This is a genomic window from Acinetobacter sp. YH16042 (assembly GCF_013417245.1).
GTDB classification, from domain to species: domain Bacteria; phylum Pseudomonadota; class Gammaproteobacteria; order Pseudomonadales; family Moraxellaceae; genus Acinetobacter; species Acinetobacter amyesii.
Genome location: NZ_VPEJ01000002.1, coordinates 66,534 through 90,650, shown reverse-complemented (window position 1 = coordinate 90,650; position 24,117 = coordinate 66,534). Strand labels below are relative to the sequence as shown.

Sequence of the window (24,117 nt, the reverse complement as noted above, 5' to 3'; positions counted from 1 at the left end):
TATCACTAATCAGTTAAATTGAAAAAAGAGCCGAGTATTCTAACGCTTTTTAAAGCCAGACTAAATAGTCTTATTCAGTAACCTGATGCTTTGCGTTTGAAAGACTTGCAAATAAGTCCGACGGCCCTAAAGTATCGAGCAGTCGCTCATAGGTTTCACGGCTTTCACCACGTAGATATGCGCCTTCTAAGAACACCATTTGTCGCAGTGCTTGCCACACCCACTTTTCTTCCAAAGTGTTGGAGTCGGTAATATGGCCCGACATATAAAGGAAGTTGGTCCAGTTGGTCAGCACGATCCACAAGTTAATGGTTAAGGCCTCAATTTCAGAATCGGTCATCTGCATTAAGCCTGCATCGACAAAGGCACGATAAATTTTCTGCCCTTGTTGCATAACTTGACCGGCAAAACGTGGATACATTTTGCGGAAATCTTCATTATTTTCGACCAAGTGATAAACATCACGATGTAAAAAGCGATAAGCCCATAATTGGCTACTTAACACTTGGAAATAGCGAATTTTATCATTGGCATCAAGCTGACGATCATCAGGAAGCGCTAACATTTCTAGCGTTTCATGCTGATATTGCTCCATTAATTCCTTAATAATTTCACTTTTATTTCGGAAATGGTAATACAAGTTACCTGGGCTCATTCCCAGTTCAGCAGCAATATGATTGGTTGTCACTGAACGCTCGCTACGCTCATTAAACAACTGCAAACTCAGCTGCAAAATACGTTCTTTCGTTTTTAAGGTTTTGGTGTGAGACATCCTAAAACAACCATTTATTTCAAAGCATTAGAACACTAACACATAAAGTAACTTGACTATTTAGAGCATTTACTCTAAAAATTAATTAATCGCTAATTTGGATATGGTCGTGCGACATGAATAGTCAGACAAAAACAACTTCAATGACACCACATTCTTTTGATCAGCAGCATCTCAACAATATGTTGGAACAGCAGAAACAAGCGTATTTACGTTACCCATTGCCTACAGCGAAGGAACGTATTGATCGTTTGGCTCGGCTTAAGCGTATCTTAGTTAAGTATCAAGATCAATTTGCTGATGCAATTAATCAAGACTATGGTAACCGTTCTATTGGTGAAACCAAGATTGGTGAGTTACTCACATGTCTTGAGCACATCAAATATTATAGCAAGCATTTGACAGACTGGATGAAACCATCCAAACGCCATGTCGGAATTATTCACCAACCTGCAAAAGCATGGGTGCAATATCAACCACTTGGTGTCGTCGGCATTATTACGCCATGGAACTACCCACTGCTTCTTTCTATAGGCCCACTGATTTGTGCTTTGGCTGCGGGCAACCATGCCATGATCAAAATTTCGAGTGCCTCTACGGCATTTGGTGATGTGCTCGAAAAAGCCCTCGCAGAAGCATTTCCTCAAGAATTGGTCGCAGTCGTCAACGGTGGTGGCCCAATTTCAGATGCGTTTAGTCACCTTGCCTTCGACAAAATGATTTTTACTGGCTCGACCAATGTCGGTAAAACCGTCATGGCGGCAGCGTCTGAAAACTTAGTTCCGGTGATTTTAGAATTAGGCGGAAAGTCACCTGTATTGGTTCATCCGTCTATTGACCTTGCAGATGTCGCACAGCGTCTTGCGGTTGGTAAACTTTGGAATGCAGGTCAAACTTGTGTTGCACCTGACTATGTGTTCTTACCTCGTGGTAAAACAGCTGAATTTTTAGATCACTATAAAGTGTGCGTTGAAGCCATGTACCCAAGTATTGCCCAAAATCAGGACTACACCTCGATTATTAATGACAAGCAGTACAACCGCCTACAAGGTTATTTAGAAGATGCGCGTGATCAAGGCGCACAAATCATCAGTTTTAACCCACAAAATGAAGATGTGGACGCTGTACGTAAAATTGCACCGACTGTTTTAACGGGTGTCACTCCAGACATGCAAATTATGCAGCATGAAATCTTCGGTCCGATCCTTCCGATCATGGAATATGATCAAATTGACGAGGTTATTGCTTTTATTAATAGCCGTCCTCGTCCACTTGCTTTATACTATTTCGACTTTGATCAGGCACGTGCCGACTATGTCGCAACACGTACCCATTCAGGACATTTCGGACAAAACACGGTATTAACCCATGTTGCTCAAGATGACCTGCCGTTTGGCGGTGTGGGGGCTTCGGGTATGGGGAAATATCATGGTCCAGAAGGTTTCTTCAGTTTGTCGCATGAACGCTCGGTGATGTCGAATCCAAAACTCTATAGTTTGAAATTCATTCTTCCACCGTTCAATAAGCCGATCCACAAACTGATTTCGAAGACACTTCTTCGATAAACGATCAAGGCATGAACGATCACACTAGGTGATCGTTCGTTTTATGCAAAATCGCTTGTCTTTTAAGCGCATTTTTGATATAAAACGCCCCTTGAATGAATTCAATGTTTTTTTTGACTGGCCATACAGATTTGCTGTTGGCTAAATCAATGGAGTTACACCATGTCTAAGGTTTGCCAAGTTACCGGCAAGCGTCCAGTCGTTGGTAACAACGTCTCACACGCCAACAACAAAACTAAACGCCGGTTCGAGCCGAACCTGCATCACCACCGTTTTTGGTTAGAAAGCGAAAAACGTTTCGTACGTCTTCGTCTAACTACTAAAGGTATGCGTATTATCGACAAATTGGGCATCGAAAAGGTTGTTGCTGACCTACGTGCTCAAGGTCAAAAGATCTAAGGAGCTACGAACATGCGTGATAAAATTCGCCTAGTTTCTTCTGCTGGTACAGGTTATTTCTACACTACCACTAAGAACAAACGTACTATGCCGGAAAAAATGGAAATCAAAAAATTTGATCCAAAAATCCGTCAACACGTAATCTTCAAAGAAGCTAAAATCAAATAATTTTAGTTTTTTGAAAAAAACGACCTACTTAGGTCGTTTTTTTTTGCATTTTTTTTATTCGAATTGCTAAACTTTCAAAATGCTTTTTGGCACTTTTTGTGCTTGTCTTTTTTACCCTTAACTTAGGCTTAAGGAGTTTTTAGTGCCTCATGATGTAGAACTCATAATATTACTTGCTGTTGGCTTTGGTTTTGCCTTAATTTTTGGCTATATTGCTGCACGCCTGCGACTTCCTCCCCTTATCGGCTATCTGATTGCCGGTATTATTATTAGCCCAAACACACCTGGGGTAGTTGGCGATATCCATCTCGCTAACCAATTGGCCGAACTCGGTGTCATGTTCCTGATGTTTGGCGTGGGTATGCACTTTTCACTCAATGATTTGATGCAAGTACGTCGTATTGCCCTCCCGGGTGCCATTTTACAAATTGCAGTGGCGACCTTACTCGGTATGGGAATTTCCATGCTTTGGGGCTGGAGCATGGGCTCAGCCTTAGTGTTTGGCTTAAGTTTGTCGTGTGCAAGTACTGTCGTTCTACTCAAAGCCTTAGGTGATCGCGGTTTACTCAACTCCGTGAATGGTAAAATTGCTGTAGGCTGGCTCTTGGTTGAAGATCTGGTCATGGTCTTGGTTCTGGTCTTACTCCCTGCCACAGCAGTATTGCTTGGTGGTCAACCGCTCATAGCAGGCAGTGCTGATGAAAATATTTGGCTGACCTTAGGTCTAACTTTACTCAAAGTCGCTGGCTTTATTGCCTTCATGCTGATCATTGGTAAACGCTTAGTGCCAATGATTATGCAAGTGGTTGCACGCTTAGGCTCACGTGAATTATTCACGCTTACCGTGGTTGCAGCAGCTGTGTCTATTGCCTTTGGTGCCTACAAGGTATTTGGTGTATCCATGGCACTGGGCGCATTTTTTGCCGGTATGGTGGTCAAAGAGTCTGACTTTAGTCACCGTGCAGAAGAAGAAACCCTTCCGCTTCGTGAAATTTTTTCGATTTTGTTTTTCGTCTCCGTCGGCATGCTGTTTGATCCACGGATCTTGATTGAACAACCGCTTCACGTCTTAGCAGTAGTCGGCATTATCATGATTGGTAAGACCATCGCTGCAATGGCGTTGGTGTTGTTCTTCCGTTACCCCATCAATACCGCATTAACCGTTGGGGCGAGTTTGGCGCAGATTGGTGAGTTCTCATTTATTTTGGCGACCTTAGGTGTATCTCTAAATCTCCTTTCAATGGAAGGTCAAAATCTGATACTGGCAGGCGCTTTAATCTCGATTACGCTGAATTCATTTATATTTTCTGCAATCGAGCCTATGCAGCGACTCATCCGTGAGCGCTCGAATTTGGCTCGTTTACTGGAACGTAGTAGTGACCCATTGGCCATGTTGCCGGATGAGGTCTCACAGGATTATCTACGTGATCAGGTGGTGCTGATTGGTCATGGTGAAGTCGGTCGTCGTATTACCCGCGAATTAATGAATGAAAACATTAAAGTGGTTATTGCTGAAGAAAACCGTGAAATCGTGGAAAACTTACGGGAAAAAGGCATCGCTGCGGTATCTGGTGTGGCAACAGAACCCGGCGTTTTAATTCAAGCCCATATTCAACACGCACGCCTTTTGGTCATTTCACCTATGGATATTTTAGATATTCATAAAATTGTCGACATTGCAAAAATGCTGAATCCATCCATCCAAGTATTGGTGTGTGCGGAAAGCAAAGAAGAAGCTGAAGTCATTCGTCGCGACAATGTCGGTGAGGTTTATTATGCCAAAGAGGAAATGGCGAAAAATATGAGCAATCATATTTTAAATCAAATCCAAATTGCCCATCACCAAACACCGACACACTAAGATGTCAAATTAAGCGCTTAAAGGTGATACCAAAAAGGCGATGCATTTAAGCATCGCCTTTTTTTAATGGATATAATTCATTAATTTTAAAATTACAAATAATTGAATTTAAAAAACATATTGATAAAATAAGCATCAAACGAAGCATCATTTTTAAAAACTTCAAACGAGAAACGAGAAACGAGAAACGAGAAACGAGAAACGAGAAAAACATGTACATCCTCTATTTAGGCCTTGCCATTATTTTGATTGGCGGTCTGGGCTTTCTCATCGCTGCATTTAAAACCAGTATTTTATGGTGACTGGGCTGTCTATTGTTTTATCCCATTTCCATCGTCTTTCTGATTCTGTATTGGCAAGATGCCAAAAATCCTTTTTTCTTACAGCTCATCGGGGTCTTTATTGTATTTTTAGGTTCGATACTGATCTCACCTACTGAACTGGGCACAGTCTAAGTGCCATTTTGGGTATAAAAAAACGCACCGAAAGGTGCGTTTTCATCATGATCTAAAAATCAGTGCCTATATGATTAGCTCATATATTTAGGCTTTTCATCGACCACTTCGGCATGCCATTCATCCACTTGTTTTTCTAACAAACCAAACAATGCAGCCTGAATCATTTGCTGAGCGATCACACTCATTTGATCGCCCAAAATATTGCGTAATTCTTCATTGAATTGGATAGTCACCAAAGGCTCTTTTTCTGAGCCTGCATTACGCAATGCCAACTCACCACCTTCCAATTGAACCAGCTCTAAAATTGCTTCCTGGTTCCCAAAGAGTTCTTTCAACTGTTCTATAGACATATATCCCTCCATGCGCAACATGGTGATAAAGGCATCTGCACTTTGTATTACTTAGATAATCTTATATCGGGTTAAATAAATTTATTTCAAGTAGCAATAGTCCGATTAGAACTCCACCATCTCGTTACGAAATCCATCAATCAATTGGGTTAGATCACGATGCCATTCACGCAAAATAGCGGTATCTGGCAACCAAGCTTGCGGTGTTTGAGTGACTTTAATAATTAAATTTGAAGACGTTTCATCTTCTGGCTCAGGTGCAGACGGTTCAGGTGCATACTGACACATACGATGTGCGCGTTTCAGCTCTGCAATAAAACCTTGCTTGGCCAATTGCTGCATAACAGTCACTTCAGGTGATACCTGACCTTTTTCAGCCATCAGTGTTTCAATCGACTTTAACGTGGGTGCAGGATCATTTAAACGATAGTAACGCACCAACTCTTGTAAAAACGCAAGTACTGCACCATGTAAATGAAAAACCGCTGCTTCGCGATAAGCCTGAGCTTGTTGAACATGATCGGTCTGCTCGGCTTGCTGACATGCAAGACGGCTAAAATATAATTTTTGATTGGTACGATCAGCATGAAAGCGAGCAACACGAGACATGAACAATTCCCTAAATTTTGGCGTTTTTCTACATGAATAAGCTTAAACGGATTTTTAGGAAATTCACAATAAATATTATGGATGATCGATTTCAATTAAATAAATGTCACGCTTTGCAGGAACAGGCATATCCCAATCAATCATCCTGATATTTTCCAGACGCCAAGCCCAGTACCCTGCGGCCCAATAGGTCGCCTGCGCTTGCTCTACCTCTGTTTCAGTCCATGCATGAACGTCATAGACATCGACCATCGCCACTGCACGTCCAATATCTTCATCTCCGCTTTCATGTAAGTAGCGTTGATTTTCCACGATCACTAAATCTTTTAAAGGCAAATGTTCGGGCTGCCATGAGCGGACTTCATTAAGCCCACACGCAATGTTCGAACCAGATGGCGCAACAATCGACAAAGCCGAGTAGCGTTTTTTCATAGATCACCGATAAAAAAAGGAGCGTTACGCTCCTTTTTGAATTTATGCTTTAGGCTTATCTTCAGCCGCTTTTACTCGAATACCTGCACCTTTGACTTTCAAAGTATTCAGGCCTTTAATTGCTTTCACAGCTTCACGACCATTTGGCATTTCGACAAAACCAAACCCTTTCGATTTACCTGTGCTTGCATCCATAACAACAACAGCAGACTCTACTGCGCCAAATGGTTTAAACAGTTCAACCAATTCTGCTTCAGTAACTGAACGCTCTAAGTTACGTACTAAAATTTTCATTCAATCTTCCAAATAGACAGCATCATCAAAAAGCATTTGTCTATTTTGCTTTTTAACTTGCGTGTAAATCACGTCAAAAATCTATTTTAATCGAGATCGATACCAAAATCTAAATTAATCGATTTTCTTTCGATTAACGCACTTTTTACGGTTTGCTGACGGGTTTTATAGTGTGTTTCCAAACTACATAAATTTCGAGTTAAATCATTCATAAAGTAACTTTCTACTTTACGGCCTTGCTCATCGACAGTTTCACGTGCCCAGTGGTTCAAGTTTTGCTTGGTCAAAATCAATTCATTTTGCGCACGTGTCAGCGCCACATATAACACGCGACGTTCTTCTTCCACTTCATCGAAATTACCTTGGGCACGTGCATGTGGATATTGCCCTGGTGTGACATTCGCCACATAACAGACTTTTTGCTCCGTTCCTTTTGCCGAATGAATGGTAATTAAAGTCACGACATCACTGTCAGATTGGCGTTCAATTTCAGAAATGGAAACTGGATCAAGGACATATTCTTCTAAGAATTCACTCAACTGCGTATGTTTGGATGCCAATTGTTTCACCAGATCAAAATCACCGACACGGCGGTTCCAATCTTTTTTATAGTTTTCTTCCAGCTGCTCAGAAATCGCTTGAACAGCCAAGCTTACACATTCTTTGACCTGATCTTTCAACACCGACATTTGCTTCATCATCAGAATCGCTTGGTCAGGTACTTTGCCAAACTTTTCCAACTTGGTTGCAATGGCTTGCATTTCTGGCTCAAGTAAAATCTGCTGCGATAACTTACTCGCACCGACATCACCCACACCATTCCACAAGGTTAAAAAGCGCATCCACGCGATATCATCTAAAGGATTGGCCACTACACGCAGCACACTGAGCAAGTCTTTTACATGGGCTGTTTCAAGTAATTTCATGCCGCCGATAAAGCGATACGGCACATTTGCGGCAATACAGGCCGCTTCAATATGACGAGCAGCAAAGCTTGAACGCACAAGCACCATATGATCCGACCATTTGCTGCCTTCGAGGTAATGACGTTCTTTAATGTCGATGGCAATCCATTTGGCTTCATCAAACTCATTCGGGAAAATATGCATTTTCGGCTTAATCCCTTCACCACGATAGGCATCTAAGCGTTTGTCATATTTAATTTCGCTTTCATCCAACAACCAATTCGACAGGTCTAAAATTTCTTGGGTTGAACGATAATTTTTTTCAAGTTTAAAAATCTGTGCGTCGGGTACCCGCTCTTTGAAATGATGAATATTTTCAAAGTCTGCACCTCGGAAGCCATAGATTGACTGTGCATCATCGCCGACACAGAACAAACTGACACGTTCCTTTAGTGGCTCAAGTAACGCCCATTGCAGCGGATTGGTATCCTGCATTTCATCAACCAACATGTGGCGACAAATTGAAGCGACATAATCGACCAGTCCATCTGATTCCGCCAAGGCTTTCGCCACAATCGCCAAGATATCGTCATAATCTAAAAAACTACGCGCACGTTTACGGGCTTCGTATTCTTTCATGATATCCGCGATTTGATCTTTCAACGCAAAGTACTCAGGCATTTGCTTTTCCATAGCAATGCTGAGTTTTTGGCGCGTATTCCGCGCAAAGGAATACAGATCACAGAGTTCTTTCGGCTTGGGCAAGTGATTGGGGTTTTTCTTATCATCACGACCACGAATCAGGCGGAACATCATGAGTTGATCATCACGATCAATAATCGAAAACTGTTCTAGGCCAAAGGCATTTGGAATACGGCGCAATAGGTACATACAAAAAGTATGAAAGGTTGATGCACGTAACCCTTTGGCTTGCTCACCTAGAGCCAACTCCACACGAGCGACAATTTCACTGGCCGCACGGCGAGTAAAAGTCAAAATTTGAATTTGATTGGCAGGCACGCCTTGATCAATTAAATAAGCTGCACGCGCTACGATGGTTTTGGTTTTACCACAACCTGCTCCTGCCAAAACCAAGCTATGCTGTGCTTCTGTTGTTGCGGCTTGTTTTTGTTGAGGATTTAATTCATCAATCAGGTTGGCTAAACTCATATGTACTCATCATTTCATGGATAGGTATAGTTTAGCAGATTGAAAAAAAATACATGCTAATGTAGGATCAAAATTACAACTAGAAAAAGATAAGTTTATGAAAAATTTTAAGCTAATTAGCCATTTCCTTCAGCCAGTTTTATTACTTTTAATATTTACAAATCATCCATCTTACGCAAAAAAAATTGACTCAAACTGAATTTGATCACTTGATAAGTAAAAATAATCAGAAAGGAATTCAACTCCATGATGATCTAGCTGTAGCTCTAATTTCTGGCAATCATAAGCTTATATCCGATAATTTATGTGCAACTTATAAAATGAGTAAAGCACAATATGAAATTGCTTCAGAGAATTCTGAATTATTAAAAGCGAAACGGGCAAAAGAAAATGCAATAGAAAATATAAAAAACATTGAAAATATAATTCCAAAAAATCAAAAACCAATGGAAAAATATTGCAAAGATTCTCAACCAAATTAATCATATTTTCTAACTATGATTATCTTAAAACTCGCTAAATGCATTCATAAATTTTACCTTGATTTTTATTTCAAACACCTCATCACATTTCGACAGCAATGTTCCAAATTTAGTTCCGCATTTTTTAATGCATCTTCCAACTTACAATCTGGTGGATTAATCCCAACAATCTGTGTGAAACCTAAATCATAGAGTTCTGCTATCCCCTCACCCACTAGACCAGTAAAGGCGATCACAGGTTTATTAAACTTTTTTGCAACTTGCGCCACACCAAATGGCGTTTTACCGAACTTAGTTTGATGATCAATTTTCCCTTCACCTGTCAGCACATAATCTGCCTGTGCTATTTTTTCATTCAACTGACATTGTTCAATGACCAATTCCACACCTGATTGCATCGATGCACCCGCAAAAGCCATCAACCCAAAACCTAATCCACCTGCAGCACCTGCACCTGCGACATCACGTAAAGCACAACCCAGTGTCGCTTCAACGACATTGGCATAATGACTGAGGTTCCGATCTAACTGACGCACCATCTCCTGCGTTGCTCCTTTTTGCGGGCCAAAAATATGGGATGCGCCATTTTCACCACATAATGGATTCATGACGTCGCTAGCAATGATGATCTCTGTGTGCGTTAAACGTGAGTCGAGCTGCGTCAAATCAAGACTGTTAATTTGATCCAGACAACCACCACAAACTGCTATTTCCAAGCCATTTTCATCTAAAAATTGCGCCCCCAAGGCCTGCGCCATACCTGCACCGCCATCATTGGTCACACTCCCGCCCAAGCCAATAATAATTTTACTTACTCCGAAGTCTAGAGCAGCCTGGATCATTTCGCCCGTACCATAAGTTGACGTCAGTAAAGGATTTCGCTGAGCAATATCGACAAGATGAATTCCATTGGCTTTTGCCATTTCAATCACCGCAGTTTTTCCACCGTCGATCAAACCGAAATACGTCGTCACAGCTTGATTGGGCAAAGGACCTGTAAGCGCTATCGTCACTTTTTGGCCGTCGCAAGCACTGAGTAACGCATCTACAGTTCCCTCACCACCATCTGCTATTGGCACAGCGATGACATTGGCGTCAGGTATGAGCTTTAAAATTGCACGCTGCATCGCGTCACAGGCTTGTTGAGCACTCATACTTTCTTTAAATGAATCTGGCGCAAGAACAAAAGTGGTCATCTAAATGCTCAAAATAAAATTTATCCTCAACCATAACGGTTTTAAAATAGCAGGTATATCTAAAAACATCAGAAAGGCTCGAAATGTCACGAATCAATCTAGGTCAGTCTGCACCTGAGCTATATAAAAAAGTCGCAGAACTTGATGCACTGGCAATGAAAAAAATAAATGAAGCTGGCCTAAGTGAAGGATTAGCTCATTTACTCAAATTACGTGCATCCCAAATCAACGAATGTGCGTTCTGTATTCGCATGCATGCGCAAGATGCACTTAAAACAGGTGAAAGCATTGAACGTATTAGCCTACTCAATGCATGGCGTGAAACTGCGTACTACGATGAAAAAGAACGTGCGGCTTTAAGCTTGATCGAAGCGATTACATTGATCGCCGAAGGCCAAGTTCCCGATGCAGTTTATGAAGATGCTCTACCCTTTTTAACGGATGATCAAATCAGTGCGATTGAATGGCTCGCAATTGTCATTAATACATGGAATCGTATCGCAATTAGTAGCCGCTATAGCGTGAAACCTTAACGGGTTGTACACATTTCAAGTGAATAAAAAAAGAGTGCCTCAGCACTCTTTTTTTATTTATCGGATCCGCAAGCAGCTTACTGCTCTGCCGAGCTTTTCGGCACTTCACGTCGAATATAAGAAGCCAAAGTAAGGTAGTTGACCCCTTGGAATAAAATATCAACCGCCAAGAATAATCCTAATACCCAAAATGGCGCATCAGGCGACATCAAAATGATCACACCCGTAATCAAGGTCAGTAGCCCTGAAAATAGTGTCCATCCCCAACCTTGAAATGCTCGAAATAGCACAGCATTAAAGATACGAATGACTCCAGCAATGATCAAAATAATCGCCAATAAATTGGTCAGGACAATGGCCGTTTTGACAGGCGTTGTAAATGCATAATAACCTGCGACCAAATACAGCACACCAAATAGTGCCCAGAACCAGCGGTAACCGCCTTCAAAAATTTTAAATGCTGCAATGAAATGGATTACGCCACCTAACATCATCAGCACACCAAAAATATAAATCACCGTAAGTGTCGCAAATGGCAAAGCTGCCAAAAGGACCAATCCGAAGACCACCAATAAAGCACCTAAACCGAGATACCACTTACGGTTTTCATGGAGCTGACTGCGAATTAAATCGTTGCCTACTGTTCTCATGTTTTTTCTCAAGTTATTCGTTATTCAATGGATTATGCAACTTTATGATGAAGAAAAATGAAAGAAAAGTCCAAATCTTATCCACACTGCCAATTGAAACTGTGGATAAAATACGCTTTATCCACATTATTTTTTCCATCCCACTTCAATCGCTGTGACGTCATTCACCACAGTATCAGCTAAATCTTCAGGCATTTTACTTTGCGTCTGTGAGGTAGGAATATGCCCTGCCATCAGTTCAGCTTTACTTTGCGGAAACAAAGGCTGCCTTTGGGGTTCTGCATAACCGATAGGGAAGATAGGCTGACCTGTGGCCAAATCATACTTATCAGTTGCACCAAAAGCGTGTAATAACTCATGGGCTAAAACGATTTTATTCTGCGCTGTCTGTTTATTCGATGCAAATAAATTCACCGATCCAATCCGACCATTTTCCAAAGCTGTGGAATGTTTAAGTACTTTGGTTTGAGTCGGATCGTAATAATTTAAAAATAGCGTCACACTCGAAACACCATCTACATTTTCATGCTGCTGCCAAGCATAGTAGCGGAATTTCAAACTCCATAAGATAACGTCCAACATGCCAGCATCATTGGGTACTTTGGGAGGTAAAACTTTCAGCTCACGACCTAACTTAAAATACACATAAGTCGGTTGCCCTCGGTATTTCTGTGCTGTCGCTTGTAAATATTGTTGAACATCGTTTAAATCATTGACAGAGAGCTGCTGTATATAAGCTTGTGTGCTCTCTCGACCATCGGCATTAATTGGATGTAACAATACAAAGATCGGTTTACTCCAGTCTTGGTTTTTGTCTTTATAGGCATTGACTGCGACCACTAGTAGAATCAGCAGTAAACACAGTACCCGAATTTTTTTCCACATTCCCCAAGATCTCAATTAATTTTTAGCATTTATTTTCAGAATTAAAACAGAACATTCTTAAAATGTCTTGGACAATTTAAAAGCTCAATAGATTGCCTATCATCAAATATCCCTGATCAAAAGACATAAAAAATGCCGACCGAAGTCAGCATTTTATTGATTTTAAAGCTTAAGCCTCAACCCACTTACCGTCTTGGTACACCAAAGACCATTTGGTTTGTTTTCCTTCAGCATTTTCAGAACCAATATATTGCGCTTGGTTCTTACGGCTGAATTTCACCAATGTTGGGTTTCCTTCAGGATCGACATCCGGTGCTTGCAAAATAAACTGATATTTCGCATCCAACTGATCTGCGACAGAACGTAGTTCAGCCACTTTCGGTGCACGAGTTTCACGTACTTTCGGGAACTTACTTGCAGCTAAGAATAAACCTGCTGCGCCATCACGAAGGACAAAGAAGTCATCATGTTTGGTTGAACGTAAGTGCTCCATTTTAATCGGATCTACACGTGGAGGTGCAGGCTGACCGCTCTTCAACACTTTACGTGTATTGTCACAGCTATTACATGCAAAGTAAGGACCGAAACGGCCTGTCTTCAATTGCATTTCGCCATCACATTTGTCGCACGGAATGGTTGGACCATCATAACCTTTGATTTTGAACTCACCTTCTTCAAGCTCAAAACCAGCACAGTCTGGGTTATTACCACAGATATGTAACTTACGACCGCCATCAATCACATAGCTGTCCATGGCTGTTTCACAGATTGGACAACGTTTTTTCGACATTAAATCTGCTGTTTCTGCCGAGTCATCGTCAGACAATGCAGCCAATGATTCTACAGGTGTCAGGTTTAAAGTTCCCTTACAACGCTCTTTTGGCGGTAAGTTATAACCTGAACAACCCAAGAACACGCCTGTAGTCCCTGTACGAATCTGCATCGGACGGTCACATTCTTTACAGTGCACCGCATCCACTTCTACAGGTAAATTACGGCGCATGCCATTTTCACCCTGAGCTGTGGTTAAGCGTGTTTTAAAATCACCGTAGAAGCTATTGAGTAACTCTTTCCAGTTACGATCACCATCGGCGACTTTATCCAGCTGGCCTTCAAGGTCTGCCGTAAATGCATAGTTCATCAAGTTATTAAAGTTTTCATCGAGACGGTCTGTCACGATTTCACCCATTTTCTCGGCGAACAAACGACGGTTATCGAGCTTCACATAACCACGGTCTTGAATGGTTGAGATAATCGCAGCATACGTCGATGGACGACCAATCCCTTTTTTCTCAAGCTCTTTGACCAATGATGCTTCAGTGAAGCGCGCAGGTGGTTTAGTAAAGTGTTGAGATGGATCTAATTTTTCAAGCTTGAGTACTTCCCCAACTTTTACAGCAGGTAGCAGTACATCATCATCCGATTTGTTTTGGCCACGCACTTTAGTGAAACCATCAAAGACCAATGTACGGCCTTTGGCTTTGAGTTCGACGCCATTGGCATTGACTAAAATCGTTGATGATAAATATTCTGCAGGGGTCATTTGACATGCAACGAACTGACGCCAGATCAGGTCATAAAGACGCTGCGCATCACGCTCTACACCCACCAAACTATCGCCTTTTAGCGCTACATTTGATGGACGAATCGCTTCATGGGCTTCTTGCGCACCAGCTTTATTACCATAACGGTTTGGTTTTGCCGGTAAATATTTTTGACCAAACTCAGTTTCAATATGACCACGAACCATATTCACAGCGTCATCACTCAAGAATGTGGAGTCTGTACGCATGTAAGTAATAAAGCCGGCTTCATATAGGCGCTGTGCCAACATCATGGTTTTTTTCACAGAAAAACCTAAACGTGTACTTGCTGCTTGTTGCAGTGTAGACGTGATGTAAGGCGCACTTGGATTGACCTTGGTTGGTTTGTCTTCACGTGCTGAAACTGTGTAGTCGGCATCTTTAATCAGGTTCAGTAAAGCATCCGTTTCAGCTTTATTGTGCAGTTTTAAAGTCTTGCCATTTTGCTTCACCGCTTCTAAGCGGATATCGTCTTTCTTCGACTTGGTATCTGCAAAAACTTGCCAAAACTCTTCTGGAATGAAGGCACGAATTTCACGTTCACGCTCAACCACAAGTTTTACAGCCACAGATTGCACACGACCTGCCGATAAACCACGAGCGATTTTTTCCCATAAGAGTGGCGAGATCATAAAGCCCACAATACGGTCGAGGAAACGACGGGCTTGTTGAGCATTTACTTTATCTGTATCGAGGCGAGAAGGATGTTTAAACGCTTCTTGGATGGCATTTTTGGTAATTTCGTTGAACACCACACGTTGATAACGTGAGTCGTCACCGCCAATCACTTCTTTTAAATGCCAAGCAATTGCTTCTCCTTCCCTATCCATATCCGTTGCGAGATAGACCTCGTCAACTTGCGATGCAAGCTTTTTCAGTTCCGCAACAACATGTTCTTTACCCGGTAGGACTTCGTACTGTGCCTTCCAGTCATTTTCAGGGTCTACACCCATACGATTAACCAAAGCTTTTTGTGCTTTTTTGGCTTTTTCAGCTTCAGTTAATTTTGCACGAGTTACTGGCTTTTTCTCTGCTGTTTTACTCGAGCCGCCTGTAGGTAAATCACGGACATGACCCACCGATGATTTCACGATGTAATCAGAGCCCAAATATTTATTGATTGTTTTCGCTTTTGCAGGCGATTCCACAATCACTAACGCACGCTTTTTCCCAGCATCGGCAGATTTTGCTGTGGTACTTTTAGATGTGGACCGAGGAGCGTTCGCCATAGTTAACCATCATTCCTGTTTAATAGGTTTTTTAAAATTTAAAGTTCAGCCAATGAATGTAAAAATGCTTTCATATCATCAAGCTGTGTGGCTCTTAAGTCAGATTCTTCGTTCCAATAGAGTCCTACACAGTTTGCCTGCATATCAATAGCATAAATGCCCTTTAATGTAATGGCTAAATCCTTGAACTTGTCATCACCATGCACCAGTTCAAGTTTGTCATCGACCACTAAAGCACGCATTAAAGGCAAACGCGCATCTGGAATCAGCACACTGTAATACGCCACCATACTGGCACGCTTTTCAGATGCCATTGGAATCTTGGTCCAAGCAGGTGCAGCCACTAAACGTGGGTGCAGCCCCATCTTACGCGCCTTCTCGCGCATAATGCCCAAGGCTTTTTCTCTAGGATTTACTCGAAGTCCAAAAATCGACCCAAGTACAAAGACCACAATAAAAACGGTAACCCAGATTCCAGTATTTTCCATAGCACAACCTTTATATTCCTTTATTAGAGTTGCATAAGCGCAATATAAAACGCAAGCATGCTTAATGAATAATATTAGTTAGCAATATCGGGTTATAACTAACTTGCCGTTTACTATTAACCTCTATCAATCTATATTTCCTCAATAATTCTAATGAGTTAATAACATCATCTTCAGGCAAACATCTCTTTAAAATACTAGTAAAACCACTTAAAGATTTAGGAGGAGTATGGTTATTTACATCCATATGAGCGAGTAATTTATTTCTTATCTCAATCAATTTTTGCTCAATAGTTTCAGCAGTTTCAGCAGTTTCAGCAGTTTCAGCAGTTTCAGCAGTTTCAGCAGTTTCAGCAGTTTCAGCAGTTTCAGCAGTTTCAGCAGTTTCAGCAGTTTCAGCAGTTTGTTTATTTGATTTCAAAAACTTCTGCAAACTTGGATCTTGATAATATATTTTACTATTATCCAAGCGGATAATTTTGTGTTTTTTTAATAACTCAACTAAAACCTTGGCAACATCATCACTCACTTTAAGTATAGCTTTAAGTGAGTTTAATAAACTTTCTAACTTTGCAGGTCTAGCTGCATTTTTTGTTAAATATTCACAATATTGAAAAATTAGCTCACCCACATTTTGCTCAGCTTTCACTTCGTTAATTACATGAGCAGAAACTAGCGGCTTTTCATGAATAATTTTAGCTTCAAATTTAGCTATTTTTAATAAATCAACAACATACCCCATGGAATGATCATTAGACATAACATCAAAACTAAATTCCTTAGCCGAAACTTGTGTAGAAAGTTGGCCTGCAATAAATGTTAGTCCAAAATCAGCTGCATCCTTCCCAATCTTTGGCATTTTTAATACTTTTAGTTTGCCATTCATAATAAATGGAGAGAGCTTAACCAAACCATCCAAGCTAAAACTTATTGGAGACTTGGCGTAAACTAAATAAATAGATGAGTATTGCTTTAAATAAGTTAGCAACTCATTTTCAGTTTTATGCAAATTTTCAATATCAAGTAATAATATTTTTTTCATAGCTCACCCATTTAATTATTTTATATTAATTCAGGAACATCTCGTGGCTATACAGCACTTCGTGACCATTCCAATAGATATATCCTTTTTCGATCAACTCTTTAAGTAATAGTCGAACATCAGATTGTGGGAACATTTGCTCCAATAAATCACGTAAGGCGTAGATATCTTTTGGTTTATCTGACTTTAATTCATGCAATTTTCGGATCACTTCCATTTGCACAGGATCAATCTTATTGAAATTTTTAAATAAGCCTTGCTGTGCAGCCTGAATCATCGATGCCGTATCATCAGTATTTGAGGTTTGATCTTCGAGTGAAGCAGAAAATGCATTCAGGTCTGTTTTGATGGGCAATGCTGTTTCAGCAGTCGCATTTAAATCTAGCTGCACCCATTGTTTGAGTACTTTTTTTCGAATCGAAATCTGCTCATCAAAGCGTTTGACGATTTTTAGATTGATCAACATACCGACCAAATGCTGAGCTTTTTCGCTAGAGACTTGCAAAATATTCATCAGCGAGTTTTTCAGTTTATCCAAACTGTTTGGCTTGCCACTGAGTTTTTCCAGACCATCACAATAGTGTTTAATCAGTAATAAATCAGGTTTATTCCGAATGGTTTCTAGGTCAGGAATCTTATACTTCACTTTATGTGAAACTTCTTGTTCTGACTGAATTTGAATGAGATGTGCACTGAGTCCAGAGCCATCCAATTGTTCCATCAGTAATTCAATATCAGACATTGCTGAAATGACTTCAATATGCGAATCTAGATCCATCAAGGCCATCAGTTGCCCCACAATCACCGCATATTCAAATTCTTTTTGCGGCGTTTCTGGAATATCCAAAACCACCAATTGACCACTCGCAATCCACCCTGCAATTTCAGTCAAATCTTCAAGTGCATATTCAAATTTTCCGCTGCAGCTAAACACATACAAAGTACTGTAATGCTCAATGATATTGCGCAATAGATTTGCTGTGGGCTGGTTATTTTCCAAATCTAGCAGGACAACTTTTTGACTCATGAGATGAAATAATGGGTTTCGATCAGCAGATGCGGTGCATTAGACCTGTCACGCTGCAAAAGGTCAAATAAATTTACACCAATCCACAGCTTTGGCGCTGATTCGTCATCTGCTTGTCATTCATAATCGACATTAATAATGCGGTGGGCGGTTGGTCATCGGGTCAAATGCCGCAATACCTTCAGATAAATCTGCCGATTCAATACGACGATACAACATCTGCATTTGTTTCTTTAAATCAGCGATTTCGGCGTTTTGACGCGCAACTTGATCATTCAGTTGGTCAACTAAATCATCTAAAAATGCAATTCGGACTTGCAAATCTTCAATGGGTGCGGAAAATGACGCCTGTTCATCAAGATTTTGTTGTGTAGTCAATTTACACTCCTCATATAAGATTTCAGGAAACATTATGGCCTATATTACTTTAAGGGACGTCCAGCTTGCATTTGGCGGACCTTCCCTACTCGACGGCGCGAACTTCAGTTTAGAACGTGGCGAGCGAGTATGTCTAATCGGTCGTAATGGTGAAGGTAAGTCTACTTTACTTAAACTGATTGAGGGAACTTTATTGCCAGACGGCGGTGAAGTTTCATTACAAAATGGCATTACGATTTCAATGCTTGCGCAAGATGTACCCATGGATTCGGGCAAAGTCGCTGATATTGTAGCCGATGGTGCAGGTGAAGCTGCTACTGTACTGCGTGCTTATCATGAAGCCAGCGAAGCCTGCGTACTCGGTGATATGGACGCCTGTGAGCGCATGGGTAACCTACAACATCAGATGGATCAAATGGATGGCTGGTCACTTGAAACCAAGGTGAATGCTATCCTCAGTAAAATGGGCCTAGACCCAGAAGCTGACCTTGCAGATTTGTCTGGTGGTCGTAAGCGTCGTGTTTTATTGGCACGTGCTCTCTTGACGCAGCCCGACGTATTACTACTCGACGAACCGACCAACCATTTGGACGTTGAAAGTATTGAATGGCTCGAAAAATTCCTGCTTGATCAAAACAACTTAACCCTGTTGTTTATTTCGCATGACCGTTCATTTGTCGACAATATTGCGACTCGTATTGTGGAACTTGACCGCGGCATTTTGCGTAGCTATGAAGGTAACTATTCACGTTACCTCGAACTCAAAGCTCAGCAAATGGAAGCGGAAGAAAAGCAAAATGCGCTATTCGATAAAAAACTCGCTGAAGAAGAAGTGTGGATTCGTCAGGGCATTAAAGCGCGTCGTACCCGTAACGAAGGTCGTGTTCGTGCCCTAAAAGCATTGCGTGAAGAGTCTAAAGCACGCCGTTCACAACAAGGTAAAGTGAGCATGGCAACGCAAGATGCGCAGCGCTCAGGTAAAGTGGTCTTTGAAATTGAAAACTTAGCTGTGCAATTTGGCAACAGCGCACCAATCATCAAAGACTTCTCGGCACTGGTATTACGTGGTGACCGTATCGGCTTAGTCGGTGACAACGGTGTGGGTAAAACCACTCTTATCAAAGCTATTTTGGGTGAGCAAGAACATACTGGTACAGTAAAAACAGGTACACAGCTTGAAGTTGCTTACTTTGATCAGCTTCGAAATGCACTTGATCTTGAAAAATCAGTGAAAGATAACGTCTCTGAAGGCTCAGACCATGTCGATGTAAACGGTAGCCGTCGTCACATCTACAGTTATTTACAAGACTTCTTATTCTCTCCTGAACGTGCACGCACACCTGTAAAAGCATTATCGGGTGGTGAACGTAACCGTATTTTGCTGGCTAAATTATTGCTCAAACCATCGAACCTGATTGTGATGGATGAACCAACCAATGACTTGGATATGGTGACTCTCGAACTGTTAGAAGAAATGCTCAGTGCTTACAAAGGCACACTGTTACTGATTTCGCATGACCGTGCATTTATGGACAACGTGGTGACTTCAACTTGGGTCTTTGATGGTAAAGGTCAAATCGATGAATACATCGGCGGTTACCAAGACTATTTGGAACAGCGTCCTGACCAAACTGTCGTGGATCAAAAAAGCGATGTGAAAAAAGCCATGGCTAAAGCCGAAGCAGCGGCTGCCGCTGCGGTGCCTAAAAAAGTCAAGCTCAGCTATAAAGACCAACGTGCTTTAGAACAACTGCCGACTGAAATTGAAGCATTAGAACAAGAGCAAGCTGAATTGTCTGAAAAATTAGCCGACGGTTCTTGGTTTATGACTGATGCTGATGCTGCGACCAAAGCATCACAGCGTCTTGCTGAAATTGATGACGAAATGCTAGAAAAAATGGAACGTTTAGATGAGCTAGAAACGCTCGCAAAAGGCTAAGCCTACAAATATTCCGCAAAGAAAAAGCCGTATTTCGATACGGCTTTTTTTATGTCATATGACTCGACTGAATTATTAGATCGGATGACTCAGTTTCAAATTGGAGCATACAGCGTCTGTAAAGACGATTCCGCTAATGTGAAAAGCTTGCTATGGTGACGCTCAACATTAGATTGAGTCACGAGCATGCAAATTTCAGATCAAATTGTCTTGGTTACAGGAGGCGCACGTGGCCTCGGTTTGGCGATTAGCCAAACTTTAATTGCTGAAGGCGCACGCGTGGTCGTGAACTATCTATCCAGTCAAACTGCGGCAGAACAGTTGGCGACCGCATTTCCTCAGCAAGTGTTTGCCTATCAAGCAGATGTCACAGATAAAGCTCAAGTAGAACAGCTTTTTGCCGCAGCAGAAGCACATTTTGGTACCGCGATCACCTCTGTCGTAAATAATGCCCTCATCCATTTTCAATTTAATGGCGATGCTCGTCCTAAAATTGAAGAACTGACTGCACAGCACTTACAGCAACAGTTTGATGGCGCAGTCGTCGCTGCACTCAACACCACGCAAGCGGCGCTTCCCAAGATGAAAGCACAGGGTTTTGGTCGCATTGTCAATATTGGTACCAACCTGGTACAAAACCCTGTCGTGCCTTACCACGACTACACTGCAGCAAAGGCAGCTCTGTTGGCCTTCACCCGCACAGCGGCGCATGAGCTGGGTGAGTTTGGGATTAATGTGAATATGCTTTCAGGTGGCTTATTACAAAGAACCGATGCCAGTAAAGCGACGCCCGATGCCGTGTTTGATTTAATCGCAGCATCGACACCTTTACGCACAGTGACCACACCTGAAGAATTTGCGGCGGCCATCATGATGTTCTTGTCCCCTTACTCACGTGCAGTCACCGGGCAGAATTTGATTGTCGATGGCGGTTTAGTCAAAGGTTAAGTCTAGCGCAGCATGAGTTTGAACTTTCTCTTTCAATTCAGCTTCATGCTAAACTGAACCCTATTTTTTAATCTTTGATTTAGCCCTATGAGTCAAAAGCCAACATATCAACCCGGAAAATTCCAATGGTCTTTCTTACTTCCTCAGTATTGGGGAATATGGATAGGGATTGTATTTCTTATGATTTTGGCGATTCTTCCTTGGGCAGTTCAGTATCGCCTTGGACAATTCCTCGGTTCTGTCGCATTTAAAAATCTCAAATCACGTCGTAAAACCACGATTCGCAACTTGGAAGTTTGCTTTCCTGAATGGACAGCAGAACAGGTTGAGGCCAATGCACGACAGGTTTTTATCGACCAAATGATTGGCATTTTTGAAACTTTAAATGCATGGTACAGTCCGCAGTGGTTCAAAAATCGGGTGCAAATTGAAGGCTTAGAACATATTCAAAATGCACAAGCTGAAGGCAAAGGTATTTTACTCCTCGGCACACATTCTACCCTGCTCGATGCTGGTGGCTATTTATGCGCACAGTTCTTTGAGCCGGATGTGGTTTATCGTCCGCAAAATAATCCGCTGTTGGATATGTTGATTGTGCGTTGCCGTGCCACCATCTATGCCAACCAAATCGACCATGACGATATGCGTGGCTTGATTCGCAATCTGAAAAATGGCCATGCCATTTGGTACAGTCCCGATCAAGACTTTGGTTTAAAACAAGGGGTTATGGCACCGTTTTTTGGTACTCCCGCAGCCACTGTTACTGCGCATCGTCGCTTATTAAAAATTGCTAAAGCCGTAGCGATTCCATTGTATTTTTATCGCGATGGCGACATCAGCAACCCTCAATATCATGTGCTGATTGAACCTGCTTTGGATAATTTTCCGAGTGAAGATGAAGTTTCGGATGCTGTTCGAACCAATAAAATTATTGAAAATCAGCTACGAATCGCACCGACACAATACATGTGGTTCCATCGCCGCTTTAAAACCCGCCCACAAGGCTATGACAAAATCTATTGAGTTCAACTCAGCACATAAAAAAGAGAAATGCTATGAAAGTAATGCAGCTTTTACCTGAATTGAACAGTGGTGGTGTCGAGCGAGGAACCTTAGAAATAGCTCGTGCTTTAGTGACCGCCGGTCATGAGTCCTTAGTGGTTTCAAATGGTGGCCGCATGGTGGCACAATTGGAAGCTGAAGGTTCAACTCACCTCACGCTCGCAATCCATAAAAAAGCCTTATCAAGCTTATGGCAAATTCGTCCTCTACGTAAACTGATTGAGCAACATCAACCAGACATCGTGCATGTGCGCTCACGTGTCCCTGCATGGCTCACACATTTTGCCCTCAAAGGGATTCCTGCAAACAAGCGACCTCACCTGATTTCAACTGTACATGGTTTTTATTCGATTAATCGCTATAGTCAAATCATGACGCAGGCTGAAAAAGTCATTGCGGTCTCGGATAGTGTTGTCAAATACATCACGGACAACTACAAAAACTGTCCTACCAAGGACATTGTGCGTATTTATCGTGGCATTGACCCCGCTGCTTTTCCACATGGTTATCAACCCTCAGCACAGTGGCTCAATCAAACCCTAAAAGATTTCCCTGAACTAGAAAATAAGCGTCTGATTTGCTTACCAGGCCGTATCACCCGTTTGAAAGGTCATGAAACCCTGATCCATTTAATGGAACAGCTACAAACACAGTATCCCGACGTACATGCGGTGGTGGTCGGTGGTGCAGATCCGAAAAAAGCGGCTTATTTACAAGAAATGCAAGACAGTATTGCGGCTAAAGGGCTGAGTGATCGGATTACTTTTGTCGGTCATCGTTCAGATATCCGTGAATGGTTAGCTTTTAGCGATTTGGTTTTGTCTTTGTCGAGCCAAGCGGAAACCTTTGGACGGACAGTACTTGAAGCACTGTCTGTAGGTACACCTGTAATCGGTTGGAACCGTGGTGGCGTAGCTGAAATTTTATCGAATGTCTATCCGCAAGGTTTAGTCACTGTCGATGATGAAACACAATTACTCGACACCTTAAAGTTGCATTTAGACCAACCACAACACGTGCAGCCTATCAGCATGTTTAGTTTAAAAGAGATGTGTGATCAGACTTTGGAGTTGTATACGCAAGTGGTCTCTCAGCATTCAGCTTGATTGACTACACGCCATTGATCCTTACTGCTCAGGATGAAGCTCGGGAAATATTTTTAATTCGGCAACTCGATTATCATCTAGAAAGGATATTGTGAAATGCACAATATCCTTTTTTATTATGAATGACTCAATGGTGATTCAACCCTTCCATACACGGTATCGGGCCATCAACCAAAGGATCAGCGGCAACAACATGACATTTAGAATATGTTTCAAACTTTGCCCTATACGCCAAAAGCCTCTATCTAAAATATCATGGCGTGCATTAAACAATTCCAATCCCACTGCGACGACCACAACCGTCCAAATCGCATAAGGTGATTTCAATTGGCGGTGATGGCAAAAGGCCACAAAAAAGAACAGTATTAAGCCAAGGTAAATGGAAAGTGCATCGGTGGATAAGTGTGTAATCTGCAATATTTTTTGGTGCCATTCGGACAGCATAGAACGTCTCATACCTATATTTTTATTGGAAATTCATCGTTTTTTTCTTGGCACACTGTATAAAGAAATTGATCAAAAGAAAAGCAAAAAATCTATATCACAAAAGCAAAACCCGAGTTCTGCATCCTGCAAAACTCGGGTC

25 protein-coding genes are annotated in these 24,117 nt (G+C 41.7%); 10 read left to right on the top strand and 15 right to left on the bottom strand.

What is annotated here, in order from left to right:
• Positions 1-70: 70 nt before the first annotated feature.
• Complete coding sequence (locus tag FTV37_RS01965; RefSeq protein WP_180055631.1) at positions 71-772, bottom strand: TetR/AcrR family transcriptional regulator; 702 nt, start codon at positions 770-772, stop codon at positions 71-73.
• 116 nt (positions 773-888) lie between these two features.
• On the opposite strand from FTV37_RS01965, the gene FTV37_RS01960 reads away from it, so the two are divergent.
• The 4 genes from FTV37_RS01960 to FTV37_RS01945 all read left to right on the top strand — a co-directional run bounded on the left by FTV37_RS01960 (position 889) and on the right by FTV37_RS01945 (position 4,765).
• On the top strand, positions 889-2,337 hold the full coding sequence (locus FTV37_RS01960; protein WP_180062928.1) for a coniferyl aldehyde dehydrogenase: 1,449 nt from the start codon (positions 889-891) through the stop codon (positions 2,335-2,337).
• Positions 2,338-2,499: 162 nt separating this feature from the next.
• On the top strand, positions 2,500-2,736 hold the full coding sequence (gene rpmB, locus FTV37_RS01955; RefSeq protein ID WP_000048256.1) for a 50S ribosomal protein L28: 237 nt from the start codon (positions 2,500-2,502) through the stop codon (positions 2,734-2,736).
• A 12-nt stretch (positions 2,737-2,748) separates the two neighbouring features.
• Positions 2,749-2,904, top strand: a complete 156-nt coding sequence (gene rpmG, locus FTV37_RS01950; RefSeq protein ID WP_001205031.1) for a 50S ribosomal protein L33 — start codon at positions 2,749-2,751, stop codon at positions 2,902-2,904.
• 142 nt (positions 2,905-3,046) lie between these two features.
• Positions 3,047-4,765: a cation:proton antiporter gene (locus tag FTV37_RS01945; protein WP_180062927.1), complete on the top strand. Its 1,719-nt coding sequence runs from the start codon at positions 3,047-3,049 to the stop codon at positions 4,763-4,765.
• Positions 4,766-5,294: 529 nt separating this feature from the next.
• Here the strand turns inward: FTV37_RS01945 and FTV37_RS01935 are convergent.
• The 5 genes from FTV37_RS01935 to FTV37_RS01915 form a co-directional block, all read right to left on the bottom strand.
• Complete coding sequence (locus FTV37_RS01935; protein ID WP_078192732.1) at positions 5,295-5,573, bottom strand: hypothetical protein; 279 nt, start codon at positions 5,571-5,573, stop codon at positions 5,295-5,297.
• A 105-nt stretch (positions 5,574-5,678) separates the two neighbouring features.
• Positions 5,679-6,182, bottom strand: a complete 504-nt coding sequence (locus tag FTV37_RS01930; RefSeq protein WP_180010190.1) for a DUF6586 family protein — start codon at positions 6,180-6,182, stop codon at positions 5,679-5,681.
• 75 nt (positions 6,183-6,257) lie between these two features.
• Positions 6,258-6,614: an ASCH domain-containing protein gene (locus FTV37_RS01925; RefSeq protein WP_180062926.1), complete on the bottom strand. Its 357-nt coding sequence runs from the start codon at positions 6,612-6,614 to the stop codon at positions 6,258-6,260.
• A 42-nt stretch (positions 6,615-6,656) separates the two neighbouring features.
• Positions 6,657-6,908 (bottom strand): RNA-binding protein, encoded by a 252-nt coding sequence (locus FTV37_RS01920; protein WP_078189697.1) that lies wholly within the window; start codon positions 6,906-6,908, stop codon positions 6,657-6,659.
• Positions 6,909-6,994: 86 nt separating this feature from the next.
• Positions 6,995-8,983: an ATP-dependent helicase gene (locus FTV37_RS01915; protein WP_180062925.1), complete on the bottom strand. Its 1,989-nt coding sequence runs from the start codon at positions 8,981-8,983 to the stop codon at positions 6,995-6,997.
• A 185-nt stretch (positions 8,984-9,168) separates the two neighbouring features.
• On the opposite strand from FTV37_RS01915, the gene FTV37_RS01910 reads away from it, so the two are divergent.
• Positions 9,169-9,465, top strand: coding sequence for a hypothetical protein (locus FTV37_RS01910; RefSeq protein ID WP_180062924.1), 297 nt, complete (start codon positions 9,169-9,171; stop codon positions 9,463-9,465).
• A gap of 65 nt (positions 9,466-9,530) precedes the next feature.
• Here the strand turns inward: FTV37_RS01910 and FTV37_RS01905 are convergent, their stop codons facing one another.
• Positions 9,531-10,661, bottom strand: a complete 1,131-nt coding sequence (locus FTV37_RS01905; RefSeq protein ID WP_180062923.1) for a glycerate kinase — start codon at positions 10,659-10,661, stop codon at positions 9,531-9,533.
• A gap of 83 nt (positions 10,662-10,744) precedes the next feature.
• On the opposite strand from FTV37_RS01905, the gene FTV37_RS01900 reads away from it, so the two are divergent.
• Entirely contained in the window at positions 10,745-11,194 is a 450-nt protein-coding gene (locus FTV37_RS01900; RefSeq protein WP_180055624.1) for a carboxymuconolactone decarboxylase family protein, read from the top strand.
• Positions 11,195-11,271: 77 nt separating this feature from the next.
• Here FTV37_RS01900 and FTV37_RS01895 read toward each other — a convergent pair whose 3' ends face one another.
• From FTV37_RS01895 to FTV37_RS01865, 7 genes are all read right to left on the bottom strand, one after another.
• Positions 11,272-11,844 (bottom strand): HdeD family acid-resistance protein, encoded by a 573-nt coding sequence (locus tag FTV37_RS01895; RefSeq protein WP_078189701.1) that lies wholly within the window; start codon positions 11,842-11,844, stop codon positions 11,272-11,274.
• A gap of 126 nt (positions 11,845-11,970) precedes the next feature.
• Positions 11,971-12,729 carry a hypothetical protein gene (locus FTV37_RS01890; RefSeq protein ID WP_180062922.1) on the bottom strand — a complete coding sequence of 253 codons (759 nt, stop codon included), beginning with the start codon at positions 12,727-12,729 and terminating at the stop codon, positions 11,971-11,973.
• A gap of 169 nt (positions 12,730-12,898) precedes the next feature.
• Positions 12,899-15,541, bottom strand: coding sequence for a type I DNA topoisomerase (gene topA / locus FTV37_RS01885; RefSeq protein WP_180007162.1), 2,643 nt, complete (start codon positions 15,539-15,541; stop codon positions 12,899-12,901).
• A 38-nt stretch (positions 15,542-15,579) separates the two neighbouring features.
• Complete coding sequence (locus FTV37_RS01880; protein ID WP_078189705.1) at positions 15,580-16,029, bottom strand: hypothetical protein; 450 nt, start codon at positions 16,027-16,029, stop codon at positions 15,580-15,582.
• Between the two features lie 61 nt (positions 16,030-16,090).
• Positions 16,091-17,071: a PIN domain-containing protein gene (locus tag FTV37_RS01875; protein WP_180062921.1), complete on the bottom strand. Its 981-nt coding sequence runs from the start codon at positions 17,069-17,071 to the stop codon at positions 16,091-16,093.
• A gap of 25 nt (positions 17,072-17,096) precedes the next feature.
• Positions 17,097-18,098: a hypothetical protein gene (locus tag FTV37_RS01870; protein ID WP_180062920.1), complete on the bottom strand. Its 1,002-nt coding sequence runs from the start codon at positions 18,096-18,098 to the stop codon at positions 17,097-17,099.
• Positions 18,099-18,230: 132 nt separating this feature from the next.
• The gene (locus FTV37_RS01865; protein WP_078189840.1) at positions 18,231-18,476 is read right to left on the bottom strand and encodes a SlyX family protein; all 246 of its coding nucleotides are present in this window, start codon (positions 18,474-18,476) and stop codon (positions 18,231-18,233) included.
• Between the two features lie 34 nt (positions 18,477-18,510).
• On the opposite strand from FTV37_RS01865, the gene FTV37_RS01860 reads away from it, so the two are divergent.
• The 4 genes from FTV37_RS01860 to FTV37_RS01845 all read left to right on the top strand — a co-directional run bounded on the left by FTV37_RS01860 (position 18,511) and on the right by FTV37_RS01845 (position 23,531).
• Positions 18,511-20,415 (top strand): ATP-binding cassette domain-containing protein, encoded by a 1,905-nt coding sequence (locus tag FTV37_RS01860; protein ID WP_168377902.1) that lies wholly within the window; start codon positions 18,511-18,513, stop codon positions 20,413-20,415.
• 186 nt (positions 20,416-20,601) lie between these two features.
• Positions 20,602-21,363: a 3-oxoacyl-ACP reductase gene (locus tag FTV37_RS01855; RefSeq protein WP_111884077.1), complete on the top strand. Its 762-nt coding sequence runs from the start codon at positions 20,602-20,604 to the stop codon at positions 21,361-21,363.
• 87 nt (positions 21,364-21,450) lie between these two features.
• Positions 21,451-22,386: an LpxL/LpxP family Kdo(2)-lipid IV(A) lauroyl/palmitoleoyl acyltransferase gene (lpxL, locus tag FTV37_RS01850; protein ID WP_180034952.1), complete on the top strand. Its 936-nt coding sequence runs from the start codon at positions 21,451-21,453 to the stop codon at positions 22,384-22,386.
• Between the two features lie 32 nt (positions 22,387-22,418).
• Positions 22,419-23,531 carry a glycosyltransferase family 4 protein gene (locus FTV37_RS01845; RefSeq protein ID WP_180062919.1) on the top strand — a complete coding sequence of 371 codons (1,113 nt, stop codon included), beginning with the start codon at positions 22,419-22,421 and terminating at the stop codon, positions 23,529-23,531.
• A gap of 138 nt (positions 23,532-23,669) precedes the next feature.
• Here the strand turns inward: FTV37_RS01845 and FTV37_RS01840 are convergent, their stop codons facing one another.
• Positions 23,670-23,975, bottom strand: a complete 306-nt coding sequence (locus FTV37_RS01840) for a hypothetical protein (protein ID WP_228144755.1) — start codon at positions 23,973-23,975, stop codon at positions 23,670-23,672.
• Positions 23,976-24,117 lie beyond the last annotated feature (142 nt).

Excerpts from the sequence above, each read along its gene's own strand:
- FTV37_RS01965 (WP_180055631.1), bottom strand. The coding sequence starts at position 772 with ATGTCTCACACCAAAACCTTAAAAACGAAAGAACGTATTTTGCAGCTG.
- FTV37_RS01960 (WP_180062928.1), top strand. The coding sequence starts at position 889 with ATGAATAGTCAGACAAAAACAACTTCAATGACACCACATTCTTTTGAT.
- rpmB (WP_000048256.1), top strand. The coding sequence starts at position 2,500 with ATGTCTAAGGTTTGCCAAGTTACCGGCAAGCGTCCAGTCGTTGGTAAC.
- rpmG (WP_001205031.1), top strand. The coding sequence starts at position 2,749 with ATGCGTGATAAAATTCGCCTAGTTTCTTCTGCTGGTACAGGTTATTTC.
- FTV37_RS01935 (WP_078192732.1), bottom strand. The coding sequence starts at position 5,573 with ATGTCTATAGAACAGTTGAAAGAACTCTTTGGGAACCAGGAAGCAATT.
- FTV37_RS01930 (WP_180010190.1), bottom strand. The coding sequence starts at position 6,182 with ATGTCTCGTGTTGCTCGCTTTCATGCTGATCGTACCAATCAAAAATTA.
- FTV37_RS01925 (WP_180062926.1), bottom strand. The coding sequence starts at position 6,614 with ATGAAAAAACGCTACTCGGCTTTGTCGATTGTTGCGCCATCTGGTTCG.
- FTV37_RS01920 (WP_078189697.1), bottom strand. The coding sequence starts at position 6,908 with ATGAAAATTTTAGTACGTAACTTAGAGCGTTCAGTTACTGAAGCAGAA.
- FTV37_RS01915 (WP_180062925.1), bottom strand. The coding sequence starts at position 8,983 with ATGAGTTTAGCCAACCTGATTGATGAATTAAATCCTCAACAAAAACAA.
- FTV37_RS01905 (WP_180062923.1), bottom strand. The coding sequence starts at position 10,661 with ATGACCACTTTTGTTCTTGCGCCAGATTCATTTAAAGAAAGTATGAGT.
- FTV37_RS01900 (WP_180055624.1), top strand. The coding sequence starts at position 10,745 with ATGTCACGAATCAATCTAGGTCAGTCTGCACCTGAGCTATATAAAAAA.
- FTV37_RS01895 (WP_078189701.1), bottom strand. The coding sequence starts at position 11,844 with ATGAGAACAGTAGGCAACGATTTAATTCGCAGTCAGCTCCATGAAAAC.
- FTV37_RS01890 (WP_180062922.1), bottom strand. The coding sequence starts at position 12,729 with ATGTGGAAAAAAATTCGGGTACTGTGTTTACTGCTGATTCTACTAGTG.
- topA (WP_180007162.1), bottom strand. The coding sequence starts at position 15,541 with ATGGCGAACGCTCCTCGGTCCACATCTAAAAGTACCACAGCAAAATCT.
- FTV37_RS01880 (WP_078189705.1), bottom strand. The coding sequence starts at position 16,029 with ATGGAAAATACTGGAATCTGGGTTACCGTTTTTATTGTGGTCTTTGTA.
- FTV37_RS01875 (WP_180062921.1), bottom strand. The coding sequence starts at position 17,071 with ATGAAAAAAATATTATTACTTGATATTGAAAATTTGCATAAAACTGAA.
- FTV37_RS01870 (WP_180062920.1), bottom strand. The coding sequence starts at position 18,098 with ATGAGTCAAAAAGTTGTCCTGCTAGATTTGGAAAATAACCAGCCCACA.
- FTV37_RS01860 (WP_168377902.1), top strand. The coding sequence starts at position 18,511 with ATGGCCTATATTACTTTAAGGGACGTCCAGCTTGCATTTGGCGGACCT.
- FTV37_RS01855 (WP_111884077.1), top strand. The coding sequence starts at position 20,602 with ATGCAAATTTCAGATCAAATTGTCTTGGTTACAGGAGGCGCACGTGGC.
- lpxL (WP_180034952.1), top strand. The coding sequence starts at position 21,451 with ATGAGTCAAAAGCCAACATATCAACCCGGAAAATTCCAATGGTCTTTC.
- FTV37_RS01845 (WP_180062919.1), top strand. The coding sequence starts at position 22,419 with ATGAAAGTAATGCAGCTTTTACCTGAATTGAACAGTGGTGGTGTCGAG.
- FTV37_RS01840 (WP_228144755.1), bottom strand. The coding sequence starts at position 23,975 with ATGCTGTCCGAATGGCACCAAAAAATATTGCAGATTACACACTTATCC.